General features: G+C 39.6%; 24 protein-coding genes. 17 read left to right on the forward strand and 7 right to left on the reverse strand.

Features of this window, described 5'->3' with window-relative positions; all coding sequences use genetic code 11:
- The first annotated feature begins 93 nt into the window (after window positions 1-93).
- From fumC to BN1609_RS02870, 3 genes are all read left to right on the forward strand, one after another.
- Window positions 94-1455, forward strand: a complete 1362-nt coding sequence (gene fumC / locus BN1609_RS02860) for a class II fumarate hydratase (protein WP_088809341.1) — start codon at window positions 94-96, stop codon at window positions 1453-1455.
- A gap of 88 nt (window positions 1456-1543) precedes the next feature.
- Window positions 1544-2677: a DUF445 domain-containing protein gene (locus BN1609_RS02865; RefSeq protein ID WP_088809340.1), complete on the forward strand. Its 1134-nt coding sequence runs from the start codon at window positions 1544-1546 to the stop codon at window positions 2675-2677.
- A 63-nt stretch (window positions 2678-2740) separates the two neighbouring features.
- Window positions 2741-3091, forward strand: a complete 351-nt coding sequence (locus BN1609_RS02870) for a YlbF family regulator (protein ID WP_088809339.1) — start codon at window positions 2741-2743, stop codon at window positions 3089-3091.
- 41 nt (window positions 3092-3132) lie between these two features.
- On the opposite strand, the gene BN1609_RS02875 is transcribed toward BN1609_RS02870, so the two are convergent.
- Window positions 3133-3588, reverse strand: coding sequence for a hypothetical protein (locus BN1609_RS02875; protein WP_088809338.1), 456 nt, complete (start codon window positions 3586-3588; stop codon window positions 3133-3135).
- A 143-nt stretch (window positions 3589-3731) separates the two neighbouring features.
- On the opposite strand from BN1609_RS02875, the gene BN1609_RS02880 reads away from it, so the two are divergent.
- The 3 genes from BN1609_RS02880 to yhaM are packed head-to-tail and all read left to right on the forward strand — an operon-like array spanning window position 3732 to window position 8640.
- Window positions 3732-4952 (forward strand): DNA repair exonuclease, encoded by a 1221-nt coding sequence (locus tag BN1609_RS02880; protein WP_088809337.1) that lies wholly within the window; start codon window positions 3732-3734, stop codon window positions 4950-4952.
- Complete coding sequence (locus BN1609_RS02885; RefSeq protein ID WP_088840492.1) at window positions 4949-7654, forward strand: AAA family ATPase; 2706 nt, start codon at window positions 4949-4951, stop codon at window positions 7652-7654. The genes BN1609_RS02880 and BN1609_RS02885 overlap by 4 nt, the downstream gene beginning before the upstream one ends.
- 38 nt (window positions 7655-7692) lie before the next feature.
- Window positions 7693-8640, forward strand: a complete 948-nt coding sequence (yhaM, locus tag BN1609_RS02890) for a 3'-5' exoribonuclease YhaM (RefSeq protein WP_088815420.1) — start codon at window positions 7693-7695, stop codon at window positions 8638-8640.
- A gap of 36 nt (window positions 8641-8676) precedes the next feature.
- On the opposite strand, the gene BN1609_RS02895 is transcribed toward yhaM, so the two are convergent.
- The 4 genes from BN1609_RS02895 to BN1609_RS02910 all read right to left on the reverse strand — a co-directional run bounded on the left by BN1609_RS02895 (window position 8677) and on the right by BN1609_RS02910 (window position 11207).
- Window positions 8677-9555 carry a peptidylprolyl isomerase gene (locus BN1609_RS02895; protein WP_088809456.1) on the reverse strand — a complete coding sequence of 293 codons (879 nt, stop codon included), beginning with the start codon at window positions 9553-9555 and terminating at the stop codon, window positions 8677-8679.
- Between the two features lie 132 nt (window positions 9556-9687).
- A complete protein-coding gene (locus BN1609_RS02900; RefSeq protein WP_088809334.1) occupies window positions 9688-10227 on the reverse strand; it encodes a DUF3267 domain-containing protein in 540 nt (179 codons plus the stop codon).
- A 154-nt stretch (window positions 10228-10381) separates the two neighbouring features.
- On the reverse strand, window positions 10382-10744 hold the full coding sequence (locus BN1609_RS02905; protein ID WP_088809333.1) for a YtxH domain-containing protein: 363 nt from the start codon (window positions 10742-10744) through the stop codon (window positions 10382-10384).
- Window positions 10745-10778: 34 nt separating this feature from the next.
- On the reverse strand, window positions 10779-11207 hold the full coding sequence (locus BN1609_RS02910; protein WP_088838862.1) for an HIT family protein: 429 nt from the start codon (window positions 11205-11207) through the stop codon (window positions 10779-10781).
- 180 nt (window positions 11208-11387) lie between these two features.
- Between BN1609_RS02910 and BN1609_RS02915 the strand changes: the two genes are divergently transcribed.
- Together BN1609_RS02915 and BN1609_RS02920 are read left to right on the forward strand one after the other, a co-directional pair.
- Window positions 11388-12137: an ABC transporter ATP-binding protein gene (locus tag BN1609_RS02915; RefSeq protein ID WP_088840493.1), complete on the forward strand. Its 750-nt coding sequence runs from the start codon at window positions 11388-11390 to the stop codon at window positions 12135-12137.
- Complete coding sequence (locus BN1609_RS02920) at window positions 12124-13344, forward strand: ABC transporter permease (RefSeq protein ID WP_088809330.1); 1221 nt, start codon at window positions 12124-12126, stop codon at window positions 13342-13344. The genes BN1609_RS02915 and BN1609_RS02920 overlap by 14 nt, the downstream gene beginning before the upstream one ends.
- A gap of 163 nt (window positions 13345-13507) precedes the next feature.
- On the opposite strand, the gene BN1609_RS02925 is transcribed toward BN1609_RS02920, so the two are convergent.
- Window positions 13508-14011 carry an antibiotic biosynthesis monooxygenase gene (locus BN1609_RS02925; protein WP_088809329.1) on the reverse strand — a complete coding sequence of 168 codons (504 nt, stop codon included), beginning with the start codon at window positions 14009-14011 and terminating at the stop codon, window positions 13508-13510.
- Window positions 14012-14173: 162 nt separating this feature from the next.
- Here BN1609_RS02925 and hemE point away from each other — a divergent pair, with 162 nt between their 5' ends.
- From hemE to gpmA, 7 genes are all read left to right on the forward strand, one after another.
- A complete protein-coding gene (gene hemE, locus BN1609_RS02930; protein WP_088840494.1) occupies window positions 14174-15235 on the forward strand; it encodes a uroporphyrinogen decarboxylase in 1062 nt (353 codons plus the stop codon).
- Entirely contained in the window at window positions 15229-16164 is a 936-nt protein-coding gene (gene hemH / locus BN1609_RS02935) for a ferrochelatase (protein ID WP_088809327.1), read from the forward strand. Before hemE ends, hemH begins: the two co-directional genes overlap by 7 nt.
- Window positions 16165-16308: 144 nt before the next feature.
- On the forward strand, window positions 16309-16656 hold the full coding sequence (locus tag BN1609_RS02940; protein ID WP_088809326.1) for a hypothetical protein: 348 nt from the start codon (window positions 16309-16311) through the stop codon (window positions 16654-16656).
- 177 nt (window positions 16657-16833) lie between these two features.
- The gene (locus BN1609_RS02945; RefSeq protein ID WP_088809325.1) at window positions 16834-17622 is read left to right on the forward strand and encodes a GNAT family N-acetyltransferase; all 789 of its coding nucleotides are present in this window, start codon (window positions 16834-16836) and stop codon (window positions 17620-17622) included.
- A gap of 99 nt (window positions 17623-17721) precedes the next feature.
- Window positions 17722-18393 carry a Bax inhibitor-1/YccA family protein gene (locus BN1609_RS02950; RefSeq protein WP_088809324.1) on the forward strand — a complete coding sequence of 224 codons (672 nt, stop codon included), beginning with the start codon at window positions 17722-17724 and terminating at the stop codon, window positions 18391-18393.
- A gap of 139 nt (window positions 18394-18532) precedes the next feature.
- Entirely contained in the window at window positions 18533-21133 is a 2601-nt protein-coding gene (gene clpB / locus BN1609_RS02955) for an ATP-dependent chaperone ClpB (RefSeq protein ID WP_088809323.1), read from the forward strand.
- Between the two features lie 180 nt (window positions 21134-21313).
- Complete coding sequence (gene gpmA, locus BN1609_RS02960) at window positions 21314-22003, forward strand: 2,3-diphosphoglycerate-dependent phosphoglycerate mutase (RefSeq protein WP_088809322.1); 690 nt, start codon at window positions 21314-21316, stop codon at window positions 22001-22003.
- 30 nt (window positions 22004-22033) lie between these two features.
- On the opposite strand, the gene BN1609_RS02965 is transcribed toward gpmA, so the two are convergent.
- Window positions 22034-22222 carry a YjzD family protein gene (locus tag BN1609_RS02965; RefSeq protein ID WP_007474606.1) on the reverse strand — a complete coding sequence of 63 codons (189 nt, stop codon included), beginning with the start codon at window positions 22220-22222 and terminating at the stop codon, window positions 22034-22036.
- Between the two features lie 286 nt (window positions 22223-22508).
- Between BN1609_RS02965 and BN1609_RS02970 the strand changes: the two genes are divergently transcribed.
- The gene (locus BN1609_RS02970; RefSeq protein ID WP_088809321.1) at window positions 22509-23600 is read left to right on the forward strand and encodes a glucosaminidase domain-containing protein; all 1092 of its coding nucleotides are present in this window, start codon (window positions 22509-22511) and stop codon (window positions 23598-23600) included.
- A gap of 120 nt (window positions 23601-23720) precedes the next feature.
- Window positions 23721-24674 (forward strand): DUF4822 domain-containing protein, encoded by a 954-nt coding sequence (locus BN1609_RS02975; RefSeq protein WP_088809320.1) that lies wholly within the window; start codon window positions 23721-23723, stop codon window positions 24672-24674.
- Window positions 24675-24785: the final 111 nt, after the last annotated feature.

Consider the following 24785-nt stretch of genomic DNA (forward strand, 5'->3'; position numbering starts at 1 on the left):
GAAGCAAAAAGCCATCTTTAAAAACGGTTTTTTGCTTATTTTTATGACTCAGACTCTTTTTAAATATGCTATACTATTTTCGAGGTGAGGATTGTGGAACGAATTGAAAAGGATTCATTTGGTGAGATTTCTGTTGATGCGAGTAAATTTTGGGGGGCACAAACTGAGCGGAGTCGGCAAAATTTTAAAATTGGTGAGCGACGAATGCCACTTGAAATTATTGATGCTTTTGCGTTTTTGAAAAAAGCTTGCGCAAATGTGAATGCTGCTGCTGGGAAGCTTGAAATGGAGAAAGCGCAAGCAATTGGCCGTGCCTGTGACCGCATTTTGAGCGGCGAACTAGACGAGCATTTTCCACTTGTTGTGTTCCAAACAGGGAGCGGCACGCAGACAAATATGAACGTGAATGAAGTGATTGCATTTGTTTCGGAGGAAAATGGAACAAAGGTGCATCCTAACGATGATGTGAACATGTCGCAAAGCTCAAACGATACGTTTCCGACCGCAATGCACATTGCTGCGTATAAGGTGATTCATCAAAATCTTTTGCCAGAACTCGATAAATTTCAAGCTATTTTAAAAGAAAAGAAAGAAGCTTATATGCAAGTCGTGAAAATCGGGCGGACGCATTTACAAGATGCAACGCCGCTTACGCTCGGACAAGAAATTAGTGGTTATGAGGCGATGATTAAAAATGCCAAACGTTTTATTGAGGAAAGTAGCGGTTCACTTCGCGCGCTGGCAATTGGTGGCACCGCCGTTGGAACCGGGATTAATGCATCGAAAGATTTCGGAGAACAAGTCGCAGCCGAGCTTGGCAAGATGACCGGCAATCCATTTGTGTCGGACGAAAATAAGTTTTTTGCGCTCTCAAGCCACAGCCCAATCAATTATGTGCATGGCGCCATTCGTGCTCTTGCGTCTGATCTCATGAAAATAGCAAACGACATTCGTTTTTTAGCCAGCGGACCAAGAAGTGGAATTGGCGAAATTAGCATTCCAGAAAACGAGCCCGGTAGCTCTATTATGCCGGGGAAAGTCAACCCGACGCAGTGTGAGGCGCTTACAATGGTTGCCGCACAAGTGATGGGCAATGATACAACAATCAATGTGGCGAGCAGCCAAGGGAACTTGGAATTAAACGTGTATAAGCCGGTCATTATCGACAACTTTTTAGAATCTGTACGTTTGCTGACAGATGGTATGAAATCGTTCCGTATCCACTGTTTAACGGGGCTTGTCGCCAATGAAGCTGTCATTCAAGAAAAACTCAAGAACTCGCTCATGCTCGTGACAGCCTTAAATCCACATATCGGCTACGAGAAAGCCGCAGAAATTGCGAAGGCGGCACATAAAAATGGCACGACATTACGCGAAGCCGCGGTCACTTCTGGCTACATAACAGAAGAGCAGTTTGACGCTTTTATTGACCCGCTTAAAATGACGAACCTTTAATCATACTTTAGAATGAAATTCCCCGAGAAGCATTGTCGCTTGGGGAATTTTCGCGTATAATGAAACCACTCTAAAGGGTGGTGCAAAGATGCAAACTATAGTAACAATTGGGTTAATGGCGCTAATCGGTGGTTTTATTGGAGCGATGACGAATTTTATTGCGATTCGCATGCTTTTTAGACCATTTGAGGCGAAATATATCGGAAAATGGCGCGTGCCGTTTACACCGGGATTGATCCCTAAAAGACGGGACGAACTCGCGAAAAAAATAGGTGAAGTGATTGTCGAACACTTGCTCACTGGCGATATGATACAGCGCAAACTAGAAGATGAGGCACTTCAAAAGGAAGTTATCCTAACCGTACAACAATTATTTGAAGAAAAAATGGCGCTGCGGACGACACCAGAGGAACTCGCAGAACTCGCTGGATTTAAAGACGGGAAGGAAAGGCTCATTCACTGGGTTTCGGACAAAATCGAACAAGAGCTAACCCGCTTTTTGGAAGAAAAACAGGATGTGGCATTGCAGCAATTTGTTCCCGCCGAACTAAAAAACAGTGTAAAGAAACATTTGCCTGATATGACAAAAATAGGCACTGAACGCGTTCAAAGCTACATTTTAAGCGAAGCCGGCGCCGCACAAATTGCCGCTATGTTAAACAAGTTTTTCACCGAACATGGCAAAATGGGCAGCTTTGCAAAGCTCGTTTTAAATGTGGAATCCTTGACGGAAAAAGCGCAAAAAGAATTGGTGAAAATGCTTGCGCAACCTGAAACGGAACAAATGATTTTAAATTTATGTGAAACCGAACTCGACCATGTATTTTCACAAAAATTAAATGACATTTTGGCAGCGGATAAATGGCAGCAATTTACTCAGCAAATAAAACATGAAAGTGAGCAATTTTTACGTTCGGAGAAATGGTTGAATAAGCCACTTCAGGATAATTTGAGGAAATATGAAACGCATATTTCGGAGCATCTCATTCCGTATGCCACACTTCGCGTACTCGATTTTGTCGCAAGCCACAGTGCCGACATGATGAAGCGACTCGATATTTCAGGCCTTGTCGAAAAACAAATCGAGACATTTTCCCTAGAAGAGGTAGAAGCGATTGTAATCGATATTTCGGGACGCGAGCTAAAAATGATTACGTATCTCGGCGGTGTTTTAGGTGGTTTTATCGGAATTATTCAAGGAATTCTAGCGATTTGGGTGTGACAAGCGTTAAGACTTTTGTTATAGTTAGTTAAGAAGAAATAAACTATTTTGGAGGACTTACTAATGAGCGAAAATATTTATGATTTAGCACATGGTTTAGACAAAGGAATTCGTGAAACAAACGAATTTAAAAGCTTGCAAGAAGCATACAAAAATGTGAACGCAGACGAGGAAGCTAAAACAAAGTTCAATCGTTTTCGTGAAATTCAAGTTACGATTCAAGAAAAACAAATGACGGGTCAGCCGATTGATGATGAAACGGTTCAAACTGCACAAGAAGTTGCTGAGGATGTGCAACAAAACGAACTGATTATTGCTTTAATGGAAAAAGAACAAGCGATGAGCACGATCATTAACGATTTGAATCGCATTATCATGACACCACTACAAGATTTATACGAAGTACAACAATAAAAAAGAAACCGCGCCAAGTGTTTGGTGCGGTTTTCATCTATTTATAGGAACGACTGTGCTTCAAGTTCAAGAGCCAGTTCTTTAGCTTGGACTAAAATAGGGGACGCCGTCTGCGCGTTTATTTTTTCAAATGAGAGCAACTTATATTTCTGCGGCTCTTCTTTGACGCCCTCAAAAATAAGTGGCACTACAGTGTCTTTAGAAAAATTCAAATCGACTAAATAAAGCGCACAAATTTGGTGCAGCAGCCGTTTTCCGTCCATTTCATGACCGATTAAGAAATCAAATGTACCAAGTGTTCTTTTCGCTTCGGGGAAAACGCGATACATACTCAGGTGACGTTTTAGTGCGTCATCAAGCATTTCGTCCTCCAAAAGACTTCCACCCGGCAAATCATATTTTTGCTTAAACGGGCCATTCTCGCGCATAACGACCAGGATATGCTGTTCATGAATATATAAGCCATACGTGCAAAAAATACGGTTCCAGTTCCCCATATTATCAATCCCTTCCGTTAACAATCTATAGTTTATTGTAGCACAACTTTAGCTGATTAAAATAGGGCTCTGGCAGGACTTGCGAAAAAAAGTCATTCTCGGTATAATTAGAACATACATTCGTTTTTAGGAGGTGGATAAAAATGAAAGAAGTAAAATTTTTACATATTGCAGATTTGCATTTAGACAGTCCTTTTGTCGGTTTGAAGTCCCTTCCTAAGCCGATTTACGAACAAATTAAAGAAGCGAGCTATCGTTCATTTCAAGAAACAATCAGGCGGGCGGTAGCCGAACAAGTGGATTTTGTCCTAATTGCAGGCGATATTTATGATAAGGAAGACCGCAGTATTAAGGCGCAAGTTCAATTTTACAAAGAGATGAAACGGCTGGAAGAAGCCAAAATTGACGTGTTCCTTATTCACGGAAACCATGATTTTTTAGAAAAAGGAAAAGATTTAATTGCCTTGCCTGAAAATGTGCACACGTTTTTCGAGGAAGTAAGCGATATGGTTTGGCAAGATGGCGACAAAAAAGTAAAAATATACGGCTTTAGTTACCCAGCGCGGCATGTATTAGAAAATAAGACGGCTCTTTATCAAACAAGTGGCGATGCGGATTTTCATATTGCGATGTTACACGGTTCGGAGCTTACGAAATCGAGCGAGCACGATGTGTATGCACCGTTTCGTTTGGAAGAAATTACTCGAAAAGGATTTGACTACTGGGCGCTTGGGCACATTCATAAACGCGAGATTTTGTCTGAAAACCCAGGCGTATATTATCCGGGCGTTATTCAAGGCCGAAATCGGAAAGAAGCTGGCGAAAAAGGTGGCACAATTGTTACGTTAAACGAATTTGGCGTGCAATTTGATTTTTTTCAAACGGCACCAATTATTTGGGAACAAATTCGCCTAGAATTTAAGGAAGAGGTAACGAATAACAGCCTTTTTCGCAAATTAGAAGATGTTCTTTTGGAATTTGAAAATCGTGAGGCTTCTTATATTTTGGACATTGACGTCTCGATTAATCAAAACATTGCGCACGAAGAATGGCTGCCCATGTTGCAAGACGGTCGCGCTAATGAAACGCCTTTTGTATGGGTGAATCGTCTAAGCTTTATGACAAAAAAAGGTTTGTCTAAAGATTGGTTCCATGAAGGGATTTTGCAGGGTGAATTGACGCGTTCAGCGGCGGAGTTAAGCGAGGAAGAGGCTTTTTTCAAAAATGTTGAGCCGCTCTATTTTCATAATGGCATCAGAAAATTTTTGCCAGATATAACGGAAGATAAGCGTGCCCAAATTGTGTTACAGGCGACCAAAAAAGTAGATGAAATCCTAAATCAGGTGGAGGGAGAGCGCAAATGAAAATAACTGCCATTGCGATTTTAGGTTACGGAAAATGGTCGAATGTGACGTTTTCGGATTTAGCAGATTTCCAACTTGTTTACGGCGGCAACGAAGCTGGCAAGTCTACGATTATGGCTTTTATTCATAGCGTTTTATTTGGATTTCCGACAAAGCAAAGTTCGATTCCGCGTATGGAGCCAAAAAATAAAGGGCCATACGGTGGGAAATTAACGCTTGCTGACACGAAACTTGGCGTTGTCACGGTTGAACGGTTGCGCGGAAAAGCGACGGGGGACGTAACGGTTCAACTCGAAAACGGTGACGTGTTTGGCGAGGAGAAGCTAGCGGAGATTTTAGGCGAGATGGATCGTCAAACGTACGAAGCGATTTTTTCTTTTGATATTCACGGTTTGCAACACGTTCAGCAAATGAAACAAGCTGAGTTTGAAAAGCAGCTGCTAGTAGCGGGAACTGCCGGTTCGGATACGCTTTTACAGGCGCTTTTGCAACTTGAAAAGCAAATGGAACTCTTGTTTAAGCCAAATGGACGGAATCCGCAAATCAACCAAGCGATTCAAGCGACAAATAAAGTGCATGAATCCTATCTTTCGGCCAAGCAAAACAATGATAATTACGCCAAGCTACTTGCGAAATTGACAGAGCTAGACGATGCATCGGCGGAAAGATTTAACGAACGCAAAACGTTGACAGGCGAACTTTCAAAACTTGAATGGATGAAGGAAAAATGGCCGGTTTATACGGAGTGGCAATCCTTACAAGAGAAAATCAAACCGGCAGCAGATGAATTTCCAGTAGATGGAAATATTCGTTTAGAGCACTTTCTAAATCGGATACGCGAACGCGAAAATGAATTATTACAACTGAAAGAGCGTAAAAAAGTGCTGGAAGACAGCGGGATTCAAAACGGAGCGATTGCGGATAAATCACAAATTGGCCAGATTGAATCGCAACTTGAAATGTGGCCGATTTATCAGGAACGCAAAGCGGCATTTTTAGAGCTGCAATTTGAAGAGCGGAAACAATTGGAACAGGTGACAATGGAATTTGATGAGCTGCCACTTCATTGGACGGCTGAAACTGATCAAGAAGTAAAACAAATTAGTCGCGAGCAGGAAAAGCTGGACAATGATGTTAAAACGGAAGAATTAACACGCGCTTTTCTCCAAAAAGAAGAAGATGGTGTGCAAGAAGAAATTGATGCATTGGAAGAAGTAATGTGGCCGGCTGAAAAATGGAAAGAAAGTGCGAACCACAAAAATACGAGCAAATGGCGCGAATTTTTGTGGCCGACTTCCATGATTTTGACACTGTTTTCTGTCGTGCTAGCCATGGTGTTTTCCTCGTTTTGGCTGTATGGACTGGCTGTTTTATTCGCTGCAAGCTCGCTTTTTTTCTATATGAAAAGGCCAGCGCAAAATGTGGAGGCGCAGTTCATTTATGAAGAGCAGAAAAAATACCGCAACAAATGGCAGCAATTGTATGTGAAAATGGACGGCATCGCCCATAAAAAAGCACAGAGCGAAATGATTCTTCAAGAAAAATCAGAGAAAAAAGCATATTTAGAACAAAAACAAGCTTTGATCTATGAAAAATGGGATATGCCACCTAAAAATGATTTTTCAGTAGATATGGCCGAACTGAAAGCACAAATTGAATTGCAAAACAGATTGGTGGACATCAAACGCCAATTAGTCGAAAAAGAAAAATTCATCAAGGACTGGGAAGCTAATTTATTCGCCCTGCCTGGCGATGCGACCTCGCCTGAAGAGCGCGTAGCATATTTGCGGCAAAGCTTAATTTCATATCGGGAAAATCAAACGGATTTTGCGAAGCGTGAGGAAAAATTAGACCAGCTTGCAAACCAAATTGATTTGCTTGAACGTGATTTGCGGGACTTAAAACTGGAAAAAAGCAACTTGATGGCGCAAGCCGGCGCGCATTCAGAGGACGATTTTAGACAAAAGGGGCTTGAAGCGCAAGTGCATCAAGAGGCCAAAGCACGGTTACTGCTTTTAGAAGCCGAATTGCCGGCACGGGAAAATTTTGCGGGCTATGATGAACTTTCTAAGCTGAAGGAGCAAGAATTTTTGGTGAAGCAAAAAATCGCCAATTTAGAAGCAGAATCGCGCGAATTTGAGCGGCAACGTGCCGAATTGAAACACGAAATTGAACGACTTGAAGAAGGTGGTCTGTATGCGGAACAAAAACAGCTGTTTTATTTAGCGCAAACGGATTTAACGGAACTTGCGGAAGAGTGGTTTGTTTTAAAAACCGCGCATGAAGTGTTGAAGCAAACAGTTGTCCACTTACAAGAAGAAAAATTTCCGAAAGCTTTGCAATTTGCTTCGACTTATTTTGAAAAGTTAACGCACGAAAGATATAAGCGGATTTATTTTGAAAATAATCGCATACGTGTTGAAAATACTGAACAAGTGATGTTTTCGCCAGAAGAACTCAGTCAAGCGACAAAAGAGCAACTTTACTTATCACTACGTTTTGCTTTAGTTGAAACGATAACTGATGAATATCCATTCCCTATTCTGATTGATGATGGCTTTGTTAATTTTGATCAGTCGCGTCTCGATTTAATGATGGAACTTCTGCGCTATAAAAAAACGAGCAATCAAGTTATTTTCTTTACGTGTCATGAGGAAACTAGCAAATATTTTTCACCTAACGATAGACTCATGCTATACTAAACATAAGAAAATGCATAGACGGAAAGTAGGCGAAATGATTGGAAAGAAAATTATTAGAATTTGATGTCGGCGAGAGCATAGAGTTGTTTTTACTCATAAAATCCAGTGTGAAAGGAACGGCAAGCAACGGGAAGCCATTCCTGAGCCTTGTCTTGCAAGATAAATCTGGAGAACTTGAAGCAAAACTTTGGGATGTGTCAGAAAACGATGAAGCGGCTTATGCAGCAGAACATATCGTTCACATTGCAGGTGATATTCAAAATTATCGCGGAAGAAAGCAGCTCAAAATCCGTCAAATTCGTCAGGCGAGCCCTTTAGACAATGTGAGCGCAGGCGAATTTATGGAAACGGCCCCAGTTAATAAAGATGAAATGGCCGAAGAGATTACACAATATATTTTTGAAATGAAAAATGCCAATTTACAACGCATCACGCGTTCGCTTTTAAAAAAATATCAGGATAAGTTTTATGATTATCCCGCGGCGGTTCGACACCACCATGAGTTTGTATCAGGTTTAAGTTACCATGTCGTTTCCATGCTGAGACTTGCCAAATCCATTAGTGACCTTTATCCAAGCGTTAATCGCGATTTGCTTTATGCAGGAGTTATTTTACACGATTTGGGAAAAGTTATTGAATTGTCTGGGCCTGTTTCCACAACGTATACGATAGAAGGCAATTTGATTGGGCACATCTCGATTGTCGTAGAAGAAGTGAGTAAAATGGCTGAGGAATTGCATATTGACGGGGAAGAAGTAGTTGTTTTAAAACATATTCTACTTGCTCATCATGGTAAAGGGGAGTGGGGAAGCCCTAAGCCACCACTTGTCCGAGAAGCGGAAATTTTGCATCAAATTGATTTGATGGACGCTTCAATGAACATGATGGAGAAAGCGCTACGCCATACAAAACCAGGAGAATTTTCAGAACGAATCTTCGGCTTGGATAACCGTGCTTTTTATCGTCCAACTTTCGATGATAAATAAAAAGGATAGCCTAATTTTAGGCTATCCTTTTTGCTTTTATTTTTTAGAGTCGTCGCTAGATTTAGAAGATGAATAATCTTTAAATGCATCTTTCAAATCTTTGTCTTCAATTTTCACATCAGCGTCTTTGTAAACATCTTTAAGCGCTTTTTGCATGTTTTCTTGGTTGATTTGAGAAGCTACATAAGCATCTTTTACTTGTTTCTTATCTTTTTCAAAAGTAGTTTTGCTTGCTGGTTCATCCATTTGGATAATGTGGTAACCATATTGAGTTTTTACAGGAGCACTGACGTCGCCTTTGTTTTTAAGAGCATAAGCTGCTTTTTCAAACGCAGGATCCATTTTTCCTGGACCGAATGGCTCAAGTTTACCGCCATTTTCTTTTGTTGCTGTATCAGTAGAGTATTCTTTTGCTAAGTCAGCGAATTTTGCACCGTCTTTAAGTTTTTTCTCTACTTCGTTTGCAGTTTTTTCATCACCAACAAGAATATGACTTACAGTAATATCTGGTTGCCAAGTTTTGTAGTATTCTTTTAGCGTTTTATCATCGGTTTTAATATTTGCTTCAGTAGCTTTTGTTACAAGCATGTTGTACTTGATGTTTTCTTTGAAGCTTTCTTCAGTTAAACCGCTTTGCGCAAGAACTGTTGCAAATTGATCGCCATATTGATCTTTGTATTTTTGAACTTCAGCATCAACTTCTTTGTCCGTCACTTTATACTTATCTTCAAGAATTTTCTCGAAAGTAAGTTGTTGAACAATTTGATCGCCGTATTTATCTTTCATTGCTTCGTAAAGCTCATCTTTGGTAACGTCCCCGTTATCAGTTTTGACAACATCGCCGCCATTACCACAGGCTGTTAAACCGACTACTGCCATTGCAGAAACGATTCCTAATGTCATTTTCTTTTTGATTTTCATTAAACTAAACACTCTCCTTAGTTGATTGTAAATATCTCTTGTTTACGAATACTATCATAACACATTTTATTCCATAATTTATGAATATGTCAAAAATTTAATGGTATTCTCATGGAATTTTTGCACTTACTCAGCGATTAAAATAGAAAAGCCACGTTTTCCATCCTCAACATAGCAATTTTTCGGGCATTTGCGTATACGGTTGACGTGAATAAAGTCAGGACAACACATTCCAATATGGACCGATAGTAAAATGAGAAATACCGGTGAATTCCAAATCGGAATCAAAAGCGCAATGCCAAAAAAGATAAATAGAATGAAAAGAAACGGGAAAAGCAATGAAAAAATATATCGCTTTCGTGGAACAATTTGTTTAATACGAACATGAAGACAAGGTAGTATATAAAAATGCTTTTTAATACCAATTTGTAGTCCAGAGTGATAACGGAATAAAGCTACCACATGTAGCACCTTATGAATAGGATAAATGAAAACGAGTCCTAAAAAAGAAGCCAAGTTATACGTAGTATCAAAATTATCAAAAACTAAAAAATTGTGAACCAAAAATAACACGCAAAGTGCGATAAATGAAATGAACGCACTTTTTAAAATAACACGATTATATTCATCACGGCGCTCTGTGTTAACAGATTTAAAGCAGCGCATTTTAACGTCCTCCAGTATATTCATCTTCGTACATACCATAGTATTGTATGCTCTCCGGCTTCGTATTTCAAGTCTTTTTAGAAATTTGATGGAAGAATTATGACGAAAAATTGACAGAAAAATCCCTCTACCAAGTGATAGAGGGAGATAAACATTACTTTGTATCTTTTTTTAATGTTTTTTCTAAGTCAGAAATTGTTTTTTGCATATCTTTAATTTCATCTTTTAAACGTTTTTTCTCTGGTTCCATTTCTTCATTCCATTTTGAAACAGATTCCATAATATCACCTGAAACATCTTTTAAAAGCGCGCTTCCTTCCGTGCCTAAAACTTGGACGGACTGTATTAATTCATTCGCATTATACGCAAGCTCTTTTAAAATAACGGATGCTTCACCAGATTTTTCTACAATGTTTTGACGCAATTCGCGACCGGATTTTGGTGCAAATAAAATGGATGTCGCAGCACCGGTAACAGCTCCCGCGAGTATACCGAATATCAAAGATTTTTTATCCAAAATAATCACTCCTTAGCAAGTTAGGTACCCAAAACTATAAATTTATTAAAGCGCTAATTTTTTCGGCGCGTTCGAGCAATTCTTCCTGGGTATATGTATTTGAGTTCTCTTTCCATTTAAGACCGAAGTCATCATTATTTTTTGAATAACGTGGTATTAAATGTACGTGGCAATGAAAGACGGTTTGTGAAGCCACTTCTTCATTATTATTTAAAATATTTAGTCCATCCGCATTGTAAACATTTTTTACAGCGTTTGCGATTTTAGGAATACGCCTGAAAAGTTGAGCAGCCGTATCTTCATCTAAATCAAGCATGTTGCGAGCATGTTTTTTCGGAACAACAAGCGTATGGCCTTTTGTCACTTGTCCTAAATCTAAAAAGGCATAAACGGCATCATCTTCATAGATTTTTGCAGAGGGAATATCCCCATTTATAATTTTGCAGAAAATACAATCTTCCACGTGCAATACCACCTTTCGTTAGTTAAATTGTTTCTACATACTAATTTACCATAAAAAAATCGGAAAAGCTTGTTTCAGGGCTAGATAATTATTGAGAAGTTTAGTTATAAATATGCTATTATTAAAAGTAAGCAAAAAATAGATTACAGACTGAGATTATTTAAGGAGGCTTCTAAAACAATGCCCTTACTTGAAGTAGAACACTTAACTGGTGGCTATACGAAACGACCAGTATTAAAAGATATTTCATTTGAAATTGAAGAAAAGCAAATTATTGGACTCATTGGATTAAACGGAGCGGGGAAGAGTACTACAATAAAGCATATCACCGGATTAATGCAACCCAAAATAGGACAAATTCGAATTAATGGTCACGAATTAACGGAAGATGTTGAAAAATATCGCTCACAGTTTTCCTATATTCCAGAAACGCCGATATTATATGAAGAATTAACTTTGCACGAACATTTAGAGCTTACAGCAATGGCTTATGGCCTGACGCAGGAAGAGTTTGAAGCGCGAATGACACCACTTTTAAAAGAATTTCGTTTAGAAAAAAAATTAAATTGGTTTCCGGCGCATTTTTCAAAAGGAATGAAACAAAAGGTGATGATTATGTCTGCTTTCCTAGTAGAGCCGAAACTATATATTATCGATGAACCATTTGTCGGTCTAGATCCGCTTGGAATCCAGTCTTTGCTCGGTTGGATTCGCGAAATGCGTGATAAAGGTGCGAGCATTTTAATGTCAACGCATATTTTGGCAACAGCCGAAAAGTATTGCGATAGTTTTATCATTCTTCATCACGGCGAAGTACGAGCAGAAGGGACGCTTCAGGAGTTGCAAGAACAATTTGGGATGAGCGGAGCATCTCTGGATGAAATCTATGTCCAATTAACAAAGGAAGAAGACAACAATGAAGAAATTTGACAGCCTAGAACTTTTTCGCGAAAGATTTAGTTCTTATACAGATGAGTTAAATAAATATCTCCGTTATATGTTTAACGACCATCTGCTTTTCGTGTTAATCATTGGTATAGGAGCAGGTATTTTTTATTATGCTGATTGGGTAAAACATATCTCGCCTAGTTTTCCAGCAGTACCGCTCATGGTTGTATTATTAACATGCACAGTTTGTTTTGGTAGTATCGCTACGCTTTTAAAACGACCTGATGCTGTATATTTAATTGTTCAAGAAAAAGAAATGCATCGCTACTTTCAAAAAACAAAATGGACAACGGCTTTCATGCAAAGCTATCTATTTGCCATTGTCTTACTTGCTGCAATGCCAATGTATGTGGCGGTAACAGGCTATAGCTACACACGTTTTATGCCATTATTTATCATGATTCTCGGAATTAAATTTTGGAACACATATGTTCAATTTGAAGTGGCTAAGCTGGATAATCCTGACACCACATGGATGTTTTTCCGCGTTTTAATCAACGCATTTAGTTTATATGTGCTGCTAGCTTTTTCACTATTTTGGGCAATCCCGCTTGTCATCATCTTATTTGCAGGAAGTTTTTATTTTATCCGCTTAAAAGTAGTAGGAAAAACACTGCGCTGGGAGTATCTAATTGAAAAAGAAGAGGCGCGCATGAACCGCTTCTATCGCCTAGTCAACCTCTTTACAGATGTGCCGCATCTGAAAGGTACAGTCAGACGAAGAAGTTATTTGGATTTCTTATATAAACCGATTCCCTACGCGAAACGCAAAACATTCGCTTATTTATTCAGCAGGACTTTTGTAAGAACAAACGAATATATTGGATTGTACACGCGCCTAGTAGCAATCGCGCTATTGCTACTCATTTTCATTCAAGGCTTCTATATTAATATTATCGTTTCCTTACTTTTTCTATATTTAACTGGTTTTCAGTTTATTCCAATGCTCAAACATTTTGATGGACAAATGATGCTTCAACTTTATCCAATTCAAGATGCTTACCGAACACGAAGTTTCATTCACTTCGTCCGTATTTTGCTTGTCGCCCAAGCAGTTCTATTCGGAATTGTTGGAGTCGCTCAAAATGGCACAATTGGAGGATTAGTCATTTTAGGTGCAAATTTGGCCTTTGTTGCCATTTTTTCCTTCCTATACATTCCATTTCGCGTCAAGAAAATGTACGCATAAAGTAGCTTGTAGAAAAATGCTAAACTTAAGCAAAACATACCACGTATAATCAGACTGTTGACAAATGGTGAGATTTTAGGCAAAGCCGAGGCAAGAACTGTTTGTCATCAGTCTGATAAAGAAACGCGTTGTGAGCGGTCTGCTCACAACGCGTTTCTTTATTTTATTTCGAGTCATGCGAGAATTCAGGGAAATGATACGTATCAATATGTGAAAAACCAATTTGCGTATTATTATTTTCCATCACTTTAATTACTTGCGCATGATGAGGCGTTGTTTTCCACGCTTGGTAATACCGTTCAGAATCCCAAAACGTCAAAATTAAGTATTTGTTTTGCGTCACTGATTGTCCAAGCTGAACACATTGTAAGCCTGCCGTATCAGCTAAAATAGCAGCAATGTTTTGATACATCTTAAGAAAAATGGGAATCTCTTCATCACGTACCATGATATATTCAAAGGTTACAGAACCGAAACCTTTTATTTCACCGTAAGATTGCATTAAACGGTACGTGGAAGCCTCCTTTAAAACAGTAGGATTTTTTGATTCTTCAATTAAAACCGCATTACTATAATTTTGTAAAAGAATAAGTGGTTCATTTGGGTGGTCAGCCAGCACTTGCCGCAAATAGTGCTCCGTTCCAGATGTAATATAAATATTTTTCATGATCCTAACCAGCTTTCTGTTTTGAAATTATGTTGCTGAAATTCATTTTCCACCTTTAGAAAGTTTTAAACAAGCTTTAAGCAATTTGTTTGGTTTTAAACATGATTTTTAGTATTCTTGGGTGGGACTGTAAAATATTATATGCGAGGGGCAGACAACGGGATGAAAAAAATCGAGAATGACTTGTTTTTACGAGCTGCAAGAAAGGAAGCGGTTGATACGATACCAGTTTGGTATATGCGACAAGCTGGACGTTCTCAGCCGGAATATCGAAAACTAAAAGAAAAGTATTCGCTTTTTGAAATTACGCATAACCCAGAATTATGTGCGTATGTGACGCGTCTTCCTGTAGAAAATTATGGTGTAGATGCAGCAATTTTATATAAAGATATTATGACGCCACTCGTCGGAATGGGCGTCGAAGTTGAAATCAAAAGTGGGATTGGGCCTGTCATCCATAATCCGATTCGGACCATTCAAGATGTTGAAAAGCTAGACGTGCTTTCGCCGCAGACAGATGTACCTTATATTTTAGACACGATAAAGTTATTAACAGAGGAACAACTTACTGTGCCGCTCATTGGTTTTTCAGGCGCGCCGTTTACACTGGCAAGCTACATGGTAGAAGGTGGTCCTTCTAAAAGCTATCATAAAACGAAAAGTTTGATGTATCGTGAGCCAGCGCTCTGGTTTTTATTTATGGAGAAACTTGGAAAAATGACAGCAGACTATTTAATTGCCCAAATTGAAGCCGGAGCGAGTGCCGTCCAGATTTTCGATTCCTGGGTCGGGGCAGTCAGTCGGGCCGATTATGTGCAGTACATAAAACCGACGATGCAGGAAATCATTCGAACAGTGAAAGCGGTGCATCCAGATGTGCCAATCATTATGCAAGCGGTCGCTGCGGCACATCTTGTAGATGAATTTAACGATTTACAAGTAGATGTTGTTGGTGTTGATTGGCGTATGACGATACAAGAAGCACAAGAAAGGCTGTCGAATATGGCATTACAAGGGAACTTAGACCCTTCCATGCTTCTCGCAAAAGAAAAATGTTTTGAGCAAACGAATGAAATCCTCGTGCAAGGAACGAAAAAGCCGGGCTTTATTTTCAATCTGGGTCATGGTGTTTTCCCTGAGGTTGAGCCCGAAATGTTGAAAGAATTGACGCGTTTTATTCATGAACGTAGCAAAATTTTATTAGGGAGTGACAGAAAATCATGAAACAAGTTGGATTATTAGTGATGGCTTACGGAACACCTTATAAAGATGAAGATATCGAGCGTTATTACACAGATATTCGGCACGGAAGAAAGCCAACAGATGAGATGGTTTCGGACTTGCGCGGCAGATATCACGCAATCGGTGGCTTATCGCCGCTTGCCAAAATAACCGAGGAGCAAGCGTATGGTCTCGAACGGACGCTTAATGAGTTTCAAGAGGAAGTGCAGTTCAAAGCTTATATTGGATTAAAGCATATTGAGCCTTTCATCGAGGACGCTGTTTCAAAGATGCGTAAGGACGGAATTGATGAGGCGATATCAATTGTTTTAGCACCGCACTACTCGAGCTTTAGCGTCCGAGCGTACAATAAGCGCGCACAAGATGCAGCAGACAAGCTCGGCGGGCCGGTCATTAGAAACATTAACGACTGGTACACGGAACCGAAATTTATTCAAATGTGGGCGGACCGAATTAACGCCGCGACAAATGAAATCCCAAATAGCGAACTAGATGAAAGCATTCTAATTGTTTCCGCGCATAGCTTGCCTGAAAAAATTAAAGCGCACGGCGACCCGTATCCTGACCAATTAGCTGAAACTGCAAAATTACTTTTTGATAAAGTAAACGTACCGCATTACGCGCTAGGCTGGCAAAGCGAAGGAAAAACTGGCGAGCCATGGCTTGGGCCAGATGTGCAAGACTTAACGCGCGATTTATACAAGGAAAAAGCGTACAAACATTTCATTTACACACCAGTTGGCTTTGTTGCAGAACACCTTGAAGTGCTTTACGACAATGATTATGAATGTAAAGTGGTGACAGACGAAGTAGGTGCGACTTATCATCGTCCACCAATGCCAAATGCGGATCCAGAGTTTTTAGAAGTCTTAAAAACGGTTGTTTGGAATAAATATAAAGCGAAATTCTGAGAGTGCACTTAGTGTGCTCTTTTTGTTTCTGAAAAAATGAAAACGTTTTCGATTTTTTTACCATAATACTATAAACTTTTAATCGGATTCTCATTTTTATGGGGCATAATGAATTAAGGTTAAGGTTCATAGGAGGTTTAAATGATGAATAATACAAAAGAGAAAAAACGAATTGCTGATAATGTAGCGTTTTATATGACGATGAATGGATATACAAAACGAACTTTCGCGAAAGCAGTTGGCGTAAGTCAAAATACAATCACGGCAGTTATGACAGGAAAGATGAGGAATCAAAAGAAATTTGATAAATACATACACGACATGACCGAAAAACTTCAATTAGAAGTAAATTATTTTAAAAAAGATCAAGCGGAAATTGCGGCTGAACCAATTAAATTCCAAGACGAAAATAAACTTCATCTTGGCGATGAAAAATTCAACACCTTAAGTTTGATGCTGAAAATTGGCGAAATACATTACGAATGGGAATAAAATTGACAAGAGCTCCTTATTTCATTTGAGATAAGGGGTTTTTATTTGCTTTAAAATAATTGCTAGCACAGGGCTCTTTTATGTCCAACTTGTTGACTAATTTTCATTTATCAACTAAAATGAAAGCACTTTTTGATGAGCTATTGATGAGCTATTTTGGATAGGGAGTGGAAGAACTTGATTAAAAAACTGACATCAGCAAATGAACAAGAACTGAACGAACTACTTAAACCAGAAGCACTTTTAAATTTGTTTATTTTAGGAGATATCGAAAATTTCGGCTATGATAATGATATTATTGACATTTGGGGCGAATACAATGAAGATTCTTCTGAATTAATTGCTTGTCTATTACGGTTTGAACGTAATTTCTTACCTTATTCAAAAACAGAAAACTTCAATGCGCAAGGTTTTGCGGAAATCATTAAAGGTTATGAAAATTTTAATATTAGCGGGATTCCGCGTGTGACGAAGCAATTTGAGAAGTATATTCCAGATTTAAACAAGAAGCGTCATGATTCTTTCTTTGGAAAATGCAATAATGCGAGCATGATGAATGCGAATCGTGAAGTGATTATCCGGTCGGCAAAAGCTGAAGATGTTGCGGAAATTATTACGATGCGCGCAGAGATTAAAGAATTTGGTGAACGCGTGGAAAATGAGGAGCTTGTTATTCGGCAATTAGAACAAGGGTCGAAACGGATTTATTATATTGAACAAGATAATCGTGTTGTATCTGTTGTGGAATCGTCAGCAGAGAATTCTTTTTCAGCGATGATTACGGGTGTGGCAACACTTGATACATACAGAGGGAACGGATTTGCGAGTACACTGATGAAACGAATTTGTTGTGATTTACTTGCGGAAGGTAAAACGCCATGTTTATTTTATGATAATCCGGTTGCTGGAAAAATTTATCATAAAATTGGCTTTGAAGATGTGAGTGATTTTGCGCTTTACAGATAAGGGATAGTCCGATATGAAAACCATACGCAAGTCTGATAGGGATTCCTTTGGAAATATGCTATACTTTTTTTATGAGTTTAAAGACGGGAGAGATTTATGATGAGTGAAGTAAGACAAAATGAACGGATACACGCTGAAGAAGCGACGAATAAGCAAGTGATTATGCAAAAAACATTAAACTGGTTCGTGATTTCATTACTAGTTGCAACACTCGGGGCAGCGGTGGGAAACTCGCTTAATCCAGCTTGGTTTATCCCGCTTGTTGTGTTAGAATTTGCGCTTTTAATTGCGGCCATTGTTGTTCGTAGGAAAAAAGAATTGAGTCGAACATGGGGCTTCCCAATTTTACTTGCTTTTGCCTTCGTAACAGGTCTGATGCTTGGCCCAACGTTAACGTATTATTTTAACGCCGGCGCAGGAACAGCCGTTTTACTTGCCTTTGTGACGGCATCGGTTACGTTCACAGTACTAGGCTTTGTCGGAGCAAAAATGAAAACTGACTTACACTTTTTAGGGAAAGCTTTGTTCGCGGGACTAATTATTTTAGTGCTATTCTCGCTTTTTGGATTGTTTATGCCGCTAGGCGGATTCTCAATGATTATTGCGGGAGCAGGAACATTAATTTTCTCGCTTTACATTTTGTTTGATTTCAACCAAATTATGAAACGAGACGTAACGCTTGATGATGTTCCAATGCTTGCACTTAGCTTATATTTAGATTTTCTAAATCTATTTCTATACTTGCTCCAATTGTTCACTGGACGCGATTAATAGTCAAAACTCATCGGGGGATATCTTCGGTGAGTTTTTTTGAAAAAAGTTATAATTTCATTGGACAAAGAAGGTCAAACGTCCTATAATATTATTAAGGTCAAATTTGGTCAAAGTGTATTTTAAAGGAGGCCATATGATGGAAATGCAAAAATTTACAACGCAAGTTCAGGAGACAATTGAGGAGGCGCAGAAATTGGCGCAAGGTGCTTTGCATCAGGCGATTGATGTGGTGCATATTTTTAAAGTGCTGCTAGATGAGAGCGACTTTACAAAACGTGTGTATGACATCGCGGAAGTCCGCGCGGACGCGCTTAACGAAACGCTTACGAATGCTTTAGACAAAATTCCTGTTGTAAGTGGAACGAACATTGAATACGGGAGTTCGATGACTCAAGAGCTTTATACGTTAATGATGGACGCTGAGAAAGAAGAAAAAGAGTTGAATGATGAATTTATTTCAACGGAACATTTACTTTTAGCGATAATGAATCAAAAGAAAACGGTTGTGGCGGAGGAAATTTTGTCACAAGGTAAAAATAAAAAAATGATTTTAGATGCGGTGATGCAAATTCGAGGAGGTAAGCGTGTGACCAGTCAAAATGCAGAAGAAAATTATGAGGCTTTAACGAAATACGGGCGGGATTTAGTTGCGGAAGTGCGCAGCGGGAAACTTGACCCGGTTATTGGGCGCGATACGGAAATTCGTAACGTGATTCGGATTTTATCGCGGAAAACGAAAAATAATCCGGTTCTAATTGGGGAACCAGGCGTTGGGAAAACGGCGATTGTGGAAGGACTTGCACAGCGAATTGTACGCAAAGATGTGCCAGAAGGCTTAAAAGATAAAACGATTATTTCGCTTGATTTAGGGGCGCTCATTGCTGGCGCGAAATACCGCGGGGAATTTGAGGAGCGTTTGAAGGCGGTTCTGCAAGAAGTGAAGGAATCAGAAGGGCAAGTCCTGCTTTTTATTGATGAAATTCATACGATTGTTGGGGCCGGCAAAACGGACGGGGCAATGGATGCTGGGAATATGCTGAAACCGATGCTCGCGCGGGGCGAGCTCCACTGTATTGGCGCGACAACGCTTGATGAATATCGCCAGTACATCGAAAAAGATGCTGCACTAGAGCGCCGCTTTCAAAAAGTATTAGTTCCTGAGCCTACTGTCGAGGATACGGTTTCGATTTTACGGGGATTAAAGGAGCGATTTGAAATCCACCACGGGGTTAATATTCACGATAACGCGCTTGTAGCGGCCGCAACACTTTCGAACCGCTATATTACCGACCGCTTCTTGCCAGATAAGGCGATTGACCTGATTGACGAGGCGTGTGCGACAATTCGGGTGGAGATTGACTCGATGCCGAGTGAGCTTGATGAAGTGACACGTAAAGTGATGCAACTCGAAATTGAAGAGGCAGCTTTAAAAGAAGAAAAAGATCCAGCAAGTGTTAGACGCCTAGAAATGCTTCAAAAAGAATTAGCGGACTACAAAGAAGAAGCGAACAAAATGAAATCGAAGTGGGAATCTGAAAAAAGTGAGATTGGTAAAATTCGCGAAGTGCGTGAGCAAATTGATGCAGCTCGCCACGCGCTTGAAGAGGCTGAAAATAATTATGATTTAGCGAAGGCGGCGGAACTGCGTCACGGGAAGATTCCAGAACTCGAAAAAGAATTAGCGCAACTTGAAGCGGAAAATCATGCAAAGGCGCAAGATGAGGAGCGTTTACTTCAAGAAGAAGTGACGGAAAATGAAATTGCTGAAATTATTGGGCGCTGGACGGGTATTCCGGTGACAAAACTTGTTGAAGGCGAACGAGAGAAGCTATTAAAACTGGCGGACGCACTTCATGAAAAGGTGATTGGGCAAGACAATGCGGTCGATTTAGTCAGCGATGCAGTGCTTCGTGCGCGCGCTGGAATTAAAGATCCGAATCGTCCAATTGGTTCGTTTATTTTCTTAGGGCCGACGGGTGTTGGGAAGACGGAGCTTGCGAAAGCTTTGGCTTACAATATGTTTGATTCGGAAGAGCATATGATTCGGATTGATATGTCGGAATATATGGAGAAACATGCGGTTTCAAGGCTGGTCGGTGCGCCTCCTGGCTATGTTGGTTATGAGGAAGGCGGGCAATTGACGGAAGCTGTGCGGCGTAACCCGTATTCGATTGTATTGCTAGATGAAATCGAAAAGGCGCATCCAGATGTGTTCAATATTTTGCTACAAGTGCTAGACGATGGTCGCATTACAGATTCGCAAGGGAGACTTGTGGACTTCAAAAATACGGTCATCATTATGACGAGCAACATCGGTTCGACGATGCTACTTGAACGCACGGAAGATGGCGAAATTTCTGCTGAGCTCGAACAAGATGTGCAAAAGGTGCTGCAAGCGTCGTTCAAGCCGGAATTTTTAAATCGTGTAGATGACATTGTTTTATTCAAACCTCTTACGCTAGAAAATGTCAAAGGAATTGTGGAGAAACTGGTTGCCCAGTTACAGCTGCGGCTACAAGCGCAGGAAATTCACATTTCGATGACAGATGAAGCCAAACAATTTGTTGCCGAGGAGGCCTATGATCCAGTTTACGGTGCGCGACCACTAAAACGCTATTTAGTTCGCCATGTGGAAACCCCGCTTGCACGCGAAATTGTTTCTGGCGCAGTTATGCCGCATACAACTGTTGAAATTGGACTTGTGGACGGAGAATTTACATTTAATGTGACGGATTAGAAGTAGGAGCGGATTTCCGCTCCTACTTCTTTGCTATTTTTAGCAACTCACATCATAAAAAAACGAGGAGTCGCTTAGTTGAAAGGAGTAAGCCAACTGCTTTTAAGGTTTATTTTCTACTAAAAAAGGGAAAATTTTGGTGTTAAGGTGTATAGTAGGTGTAGAGAGGATGATGAAGTTATGAAATTAGTTTTAATCCGTCATGGTCAAAGTGAGTGGAATAAACTGAATTTGTTTACTGGTTGGCATGATGTGGACTTATCCGAAGAAGGCATTTTGGAAGCAAAAACTGCTGGAAAGCGCATTAAAGAAGCAGGTCTAGAATTTGATGTCGCCTTTACCTCCGTTTTAACGCGTGCGATTAAAACGCTCAATTTTGCTTTAGAGGAGTCAAATCAAATGTGGGTGCCCGTACATAAATCGTGGCGTTTAAATGAACGGCATTACGGGGCTTTACAAGGATTGAATAAACAAGAAACAGCCGATAAATATGGTGCCGACCAGGTGCAAAAATGGCGTCGCAGCTATGACACGTTGCCGCCGCTGTTAGAAGAAAATGACGAGCGCCAAGCTAAAAACGATCGCCGCTATCAACTTCTTGATACACATGCGATTCCTTCTGGGGAAAATTTGAAGGTTACGCTTGAACGGGTAATCCCGTACTGGATGGACACAATTGCGCCGGAAATTAAATCAGGAAATCGCGTTGTGATTGCTGCTCACGGAAACAGTTTGCGCGCACTCGTGAAATTCCTAGAAGGCATTAGCGATGATGACATTATGGAACTCGAAATCCCAACAGGCGTTCCGCTTGTTTATGAGCTGGATAATGAATTGCAACCGCTAAACAAATATTATCTCGACAAATAAAAAGAAGCGTCCCAAACGGGACGCTTCTTTTTATTTAATATCGTAAATTTCGCTATCTTTTGGCATAAGAAGTGGAATAACAAGTACGAAAAATGAAATCCCAACTGTCAAAATAAGTCCTCTAGTGAAATCGAATGGCACGTAAAGCATGGAAGAAAGTACGAATTCAGCCATCATCGAAAGGAAAAACACCCAAATGATTGTTACGATATAACGCATAGCGGACACCTCGATTCACATTATTACTTGGTTAATTTTAGCATAAAGAAACAAATTATTCCAGTTTTAGCAAAGACACAAATAAAAAGTGTCACTGGATTGTAACATTTAGCTGAAAAACAGTTAAAAGCGTGTGATAGCAATACTTTTTTTGTTGTGTATTCATGATGTGATAAAACTGTTATATTTTTCACATCTTTTTATAATAAACAGCTGTTAAACTAAGTTTTGCAATTGAGGTTTACAGCAAGACAACTTTAAAGAATAGGATGTGCAATAAAGAAAGATGAAAAAAATTAAACATGCTGTTATAGCGTCGGTTATTGCTACTTCTGCTTTACTGCCGTTTGCTACTGTACAAGCGGAAGCTGCTGATAAATCGGGTGTAACAGCGTCACTTCAAGGAATGACAGTTTCACAGCAACAATTTGTTCAAGATATAGCACCAAAAGCGCAAGAACTACAAAAAAAATATGGTGTGTTAACAAGCGTCACAATCGCCCAAGCTATCGTAGAATCGAATTGGGGAAACAGTGGATTATCCACGCAAGCGAATAATTTATTTGGGATTAAAGGTTCTTATAATGGTGATTCCATCACCATGCAAACAACAGAATATGCCGGGGATGAGGCCTATAAAACAGATGCGGCATTTCGTTCTTACCCGAGCAGAGCAGCCTCTGTAGAAGATCATACGATGTTATTTGTAAATGGAATCAGCAGCGATCCTTACCTCTATCATGATGTATTAAATGAAACAGATTATAAACAAGCTTCAAAAGCCATTCAAGAAGCTGGATATGCGACAGATCCAAACTATGCCAATACTTTAATCCAAACCATTGAACGCTATAATTTAACCGCATATGATGATATTTATGATTCGATTCAAAAATCAGAATACGTGCTCGCTTATGGAAAAATGGAAGATCCTAAAAACGCCGCTATTTGGACCTCCCCGTACGGGACAAAAGGAGCAAAAAAAGTAGCCAATGCTTCCGCTTATAAAGAGAAAAGTTTACGTTTAGGTAAGAAAGTAACAACTGAAAGTGGCGACTGGTATGAAATTTTTGAAAATGGCAAACGTCTTGGCTACGTGGACACAGATGTAGTAGAAATTTTCTATACGCCAAAAAATGAAGTGCAAAAAGAAATGAAAAAATATGTCGTTGAAAATGACCAAAAAATTTATACGTATCCAGTAGAAGACAGCTCACAAATAAAAGGTAATCTTAACGATTTAAAAGGTAAGAAAGTCACTATCGATAAACGCGCTGATGTCAACAATGAATATTGGTATCGCATCACTGACAAAGATGGTAAATCGGTCGGCTGGTCAAAAGCGCCTGGTTTTTCCGACAACAACCCTAATAAATAGATAGTTAAAAAAATCGCCTAGTGCGATTTTTTTGTTCATAAAAAGTTTATTTTTTCTTTAGTTGGAGTTTAGTTTCTTTCGGTAAGATGACGATAGAAATTAACAAAGGAGGAAAAAATAATGAATAAACAAGTAAAAATAATGGGGGCATTTCTGCTCGGCGGAGCGGTGTTATTCACAACAGCATACGGGCAAACTACTTACGGTGAGGCGAAAAATGTCGAAGCAAAGAAATATGAACAAAAGAAAAAGTATGTTTCTGGGGAAAAAGCAACGCAAATACTCGGGAGCACCAACTGGCAAGGCACGAAAGTTTATGATAAAAAGGGGAATGACCTGACAGCAGAAAATCAAAACTTTATCGGCTTAGCAAAATACGAGTCTGAAACTGGACGCTACGAGTTCTTTGATGCTAAAACCGGGGAGTCAAGAAATGATGCGGGAACTTTCTTTGTAACCAATGATGGTAAAAAACGCGTTTTAATTTCGGAAACGTTAAACTATCAAGCGGTTGTCGAGATGGAAAAAATCAATCGCGATATTTTCACTTATAAACGCATGGGAAAAGATAAAGCGGGCAAAGACGTAGAAGTATACGTGGAGCACATTCCGTATAAAGGCAAAGATTTACAATTTACACAACCGGACAAACAATTGAATTCGCAAACTGGAAAAATTATGAAATATGTTGACGGAGATAAAATTTTAGGAAACCGGCTTTGGAATGGCACAAAAGTTTTAGATGAAAAAGGAAATGATGTGACGGCTCAAAATCGCAACTTCATTAGCTTAGCAAAATTTGATAGCAAGACGAATAAATATGAATTTTACAACTTGCAAACGGGTGAAAGTCGGATGGACTATGGCTACTTTGACGTTTTGCATGGCAATAAAATTCGCGCGCACGTTTCAATTGGAACAAATAAATACGGCGCCGCACTTGAACTTACAGAACTAAATCCAAATAAATTTACGTATAAACGAATCGGCAAAGATGCAGCAGGAAATGATGTTGTTGTTTTTGTGGAACATGAGCCTTATAAAGGACAATTAAATCCGAAATTTAGTTTCTAATTTATTCCCCTAGTACAGTTTTTGTGCTGGGGGTTTTTTACATAAAAAAACAATAAAATTGCTAATCGGACTAATATCTGTTAAAATTAGCACCAGGTCATAAAGACAGCT

Origin of the sequence: Listeria sp. ILCC797, assembly GCF_900186185.1 — a bacterium.
GTDB lineage: Bacteria > Bacillota > Bacilli > Lactobacillales > Listeriaceae > Listeria > Listeria goaensis.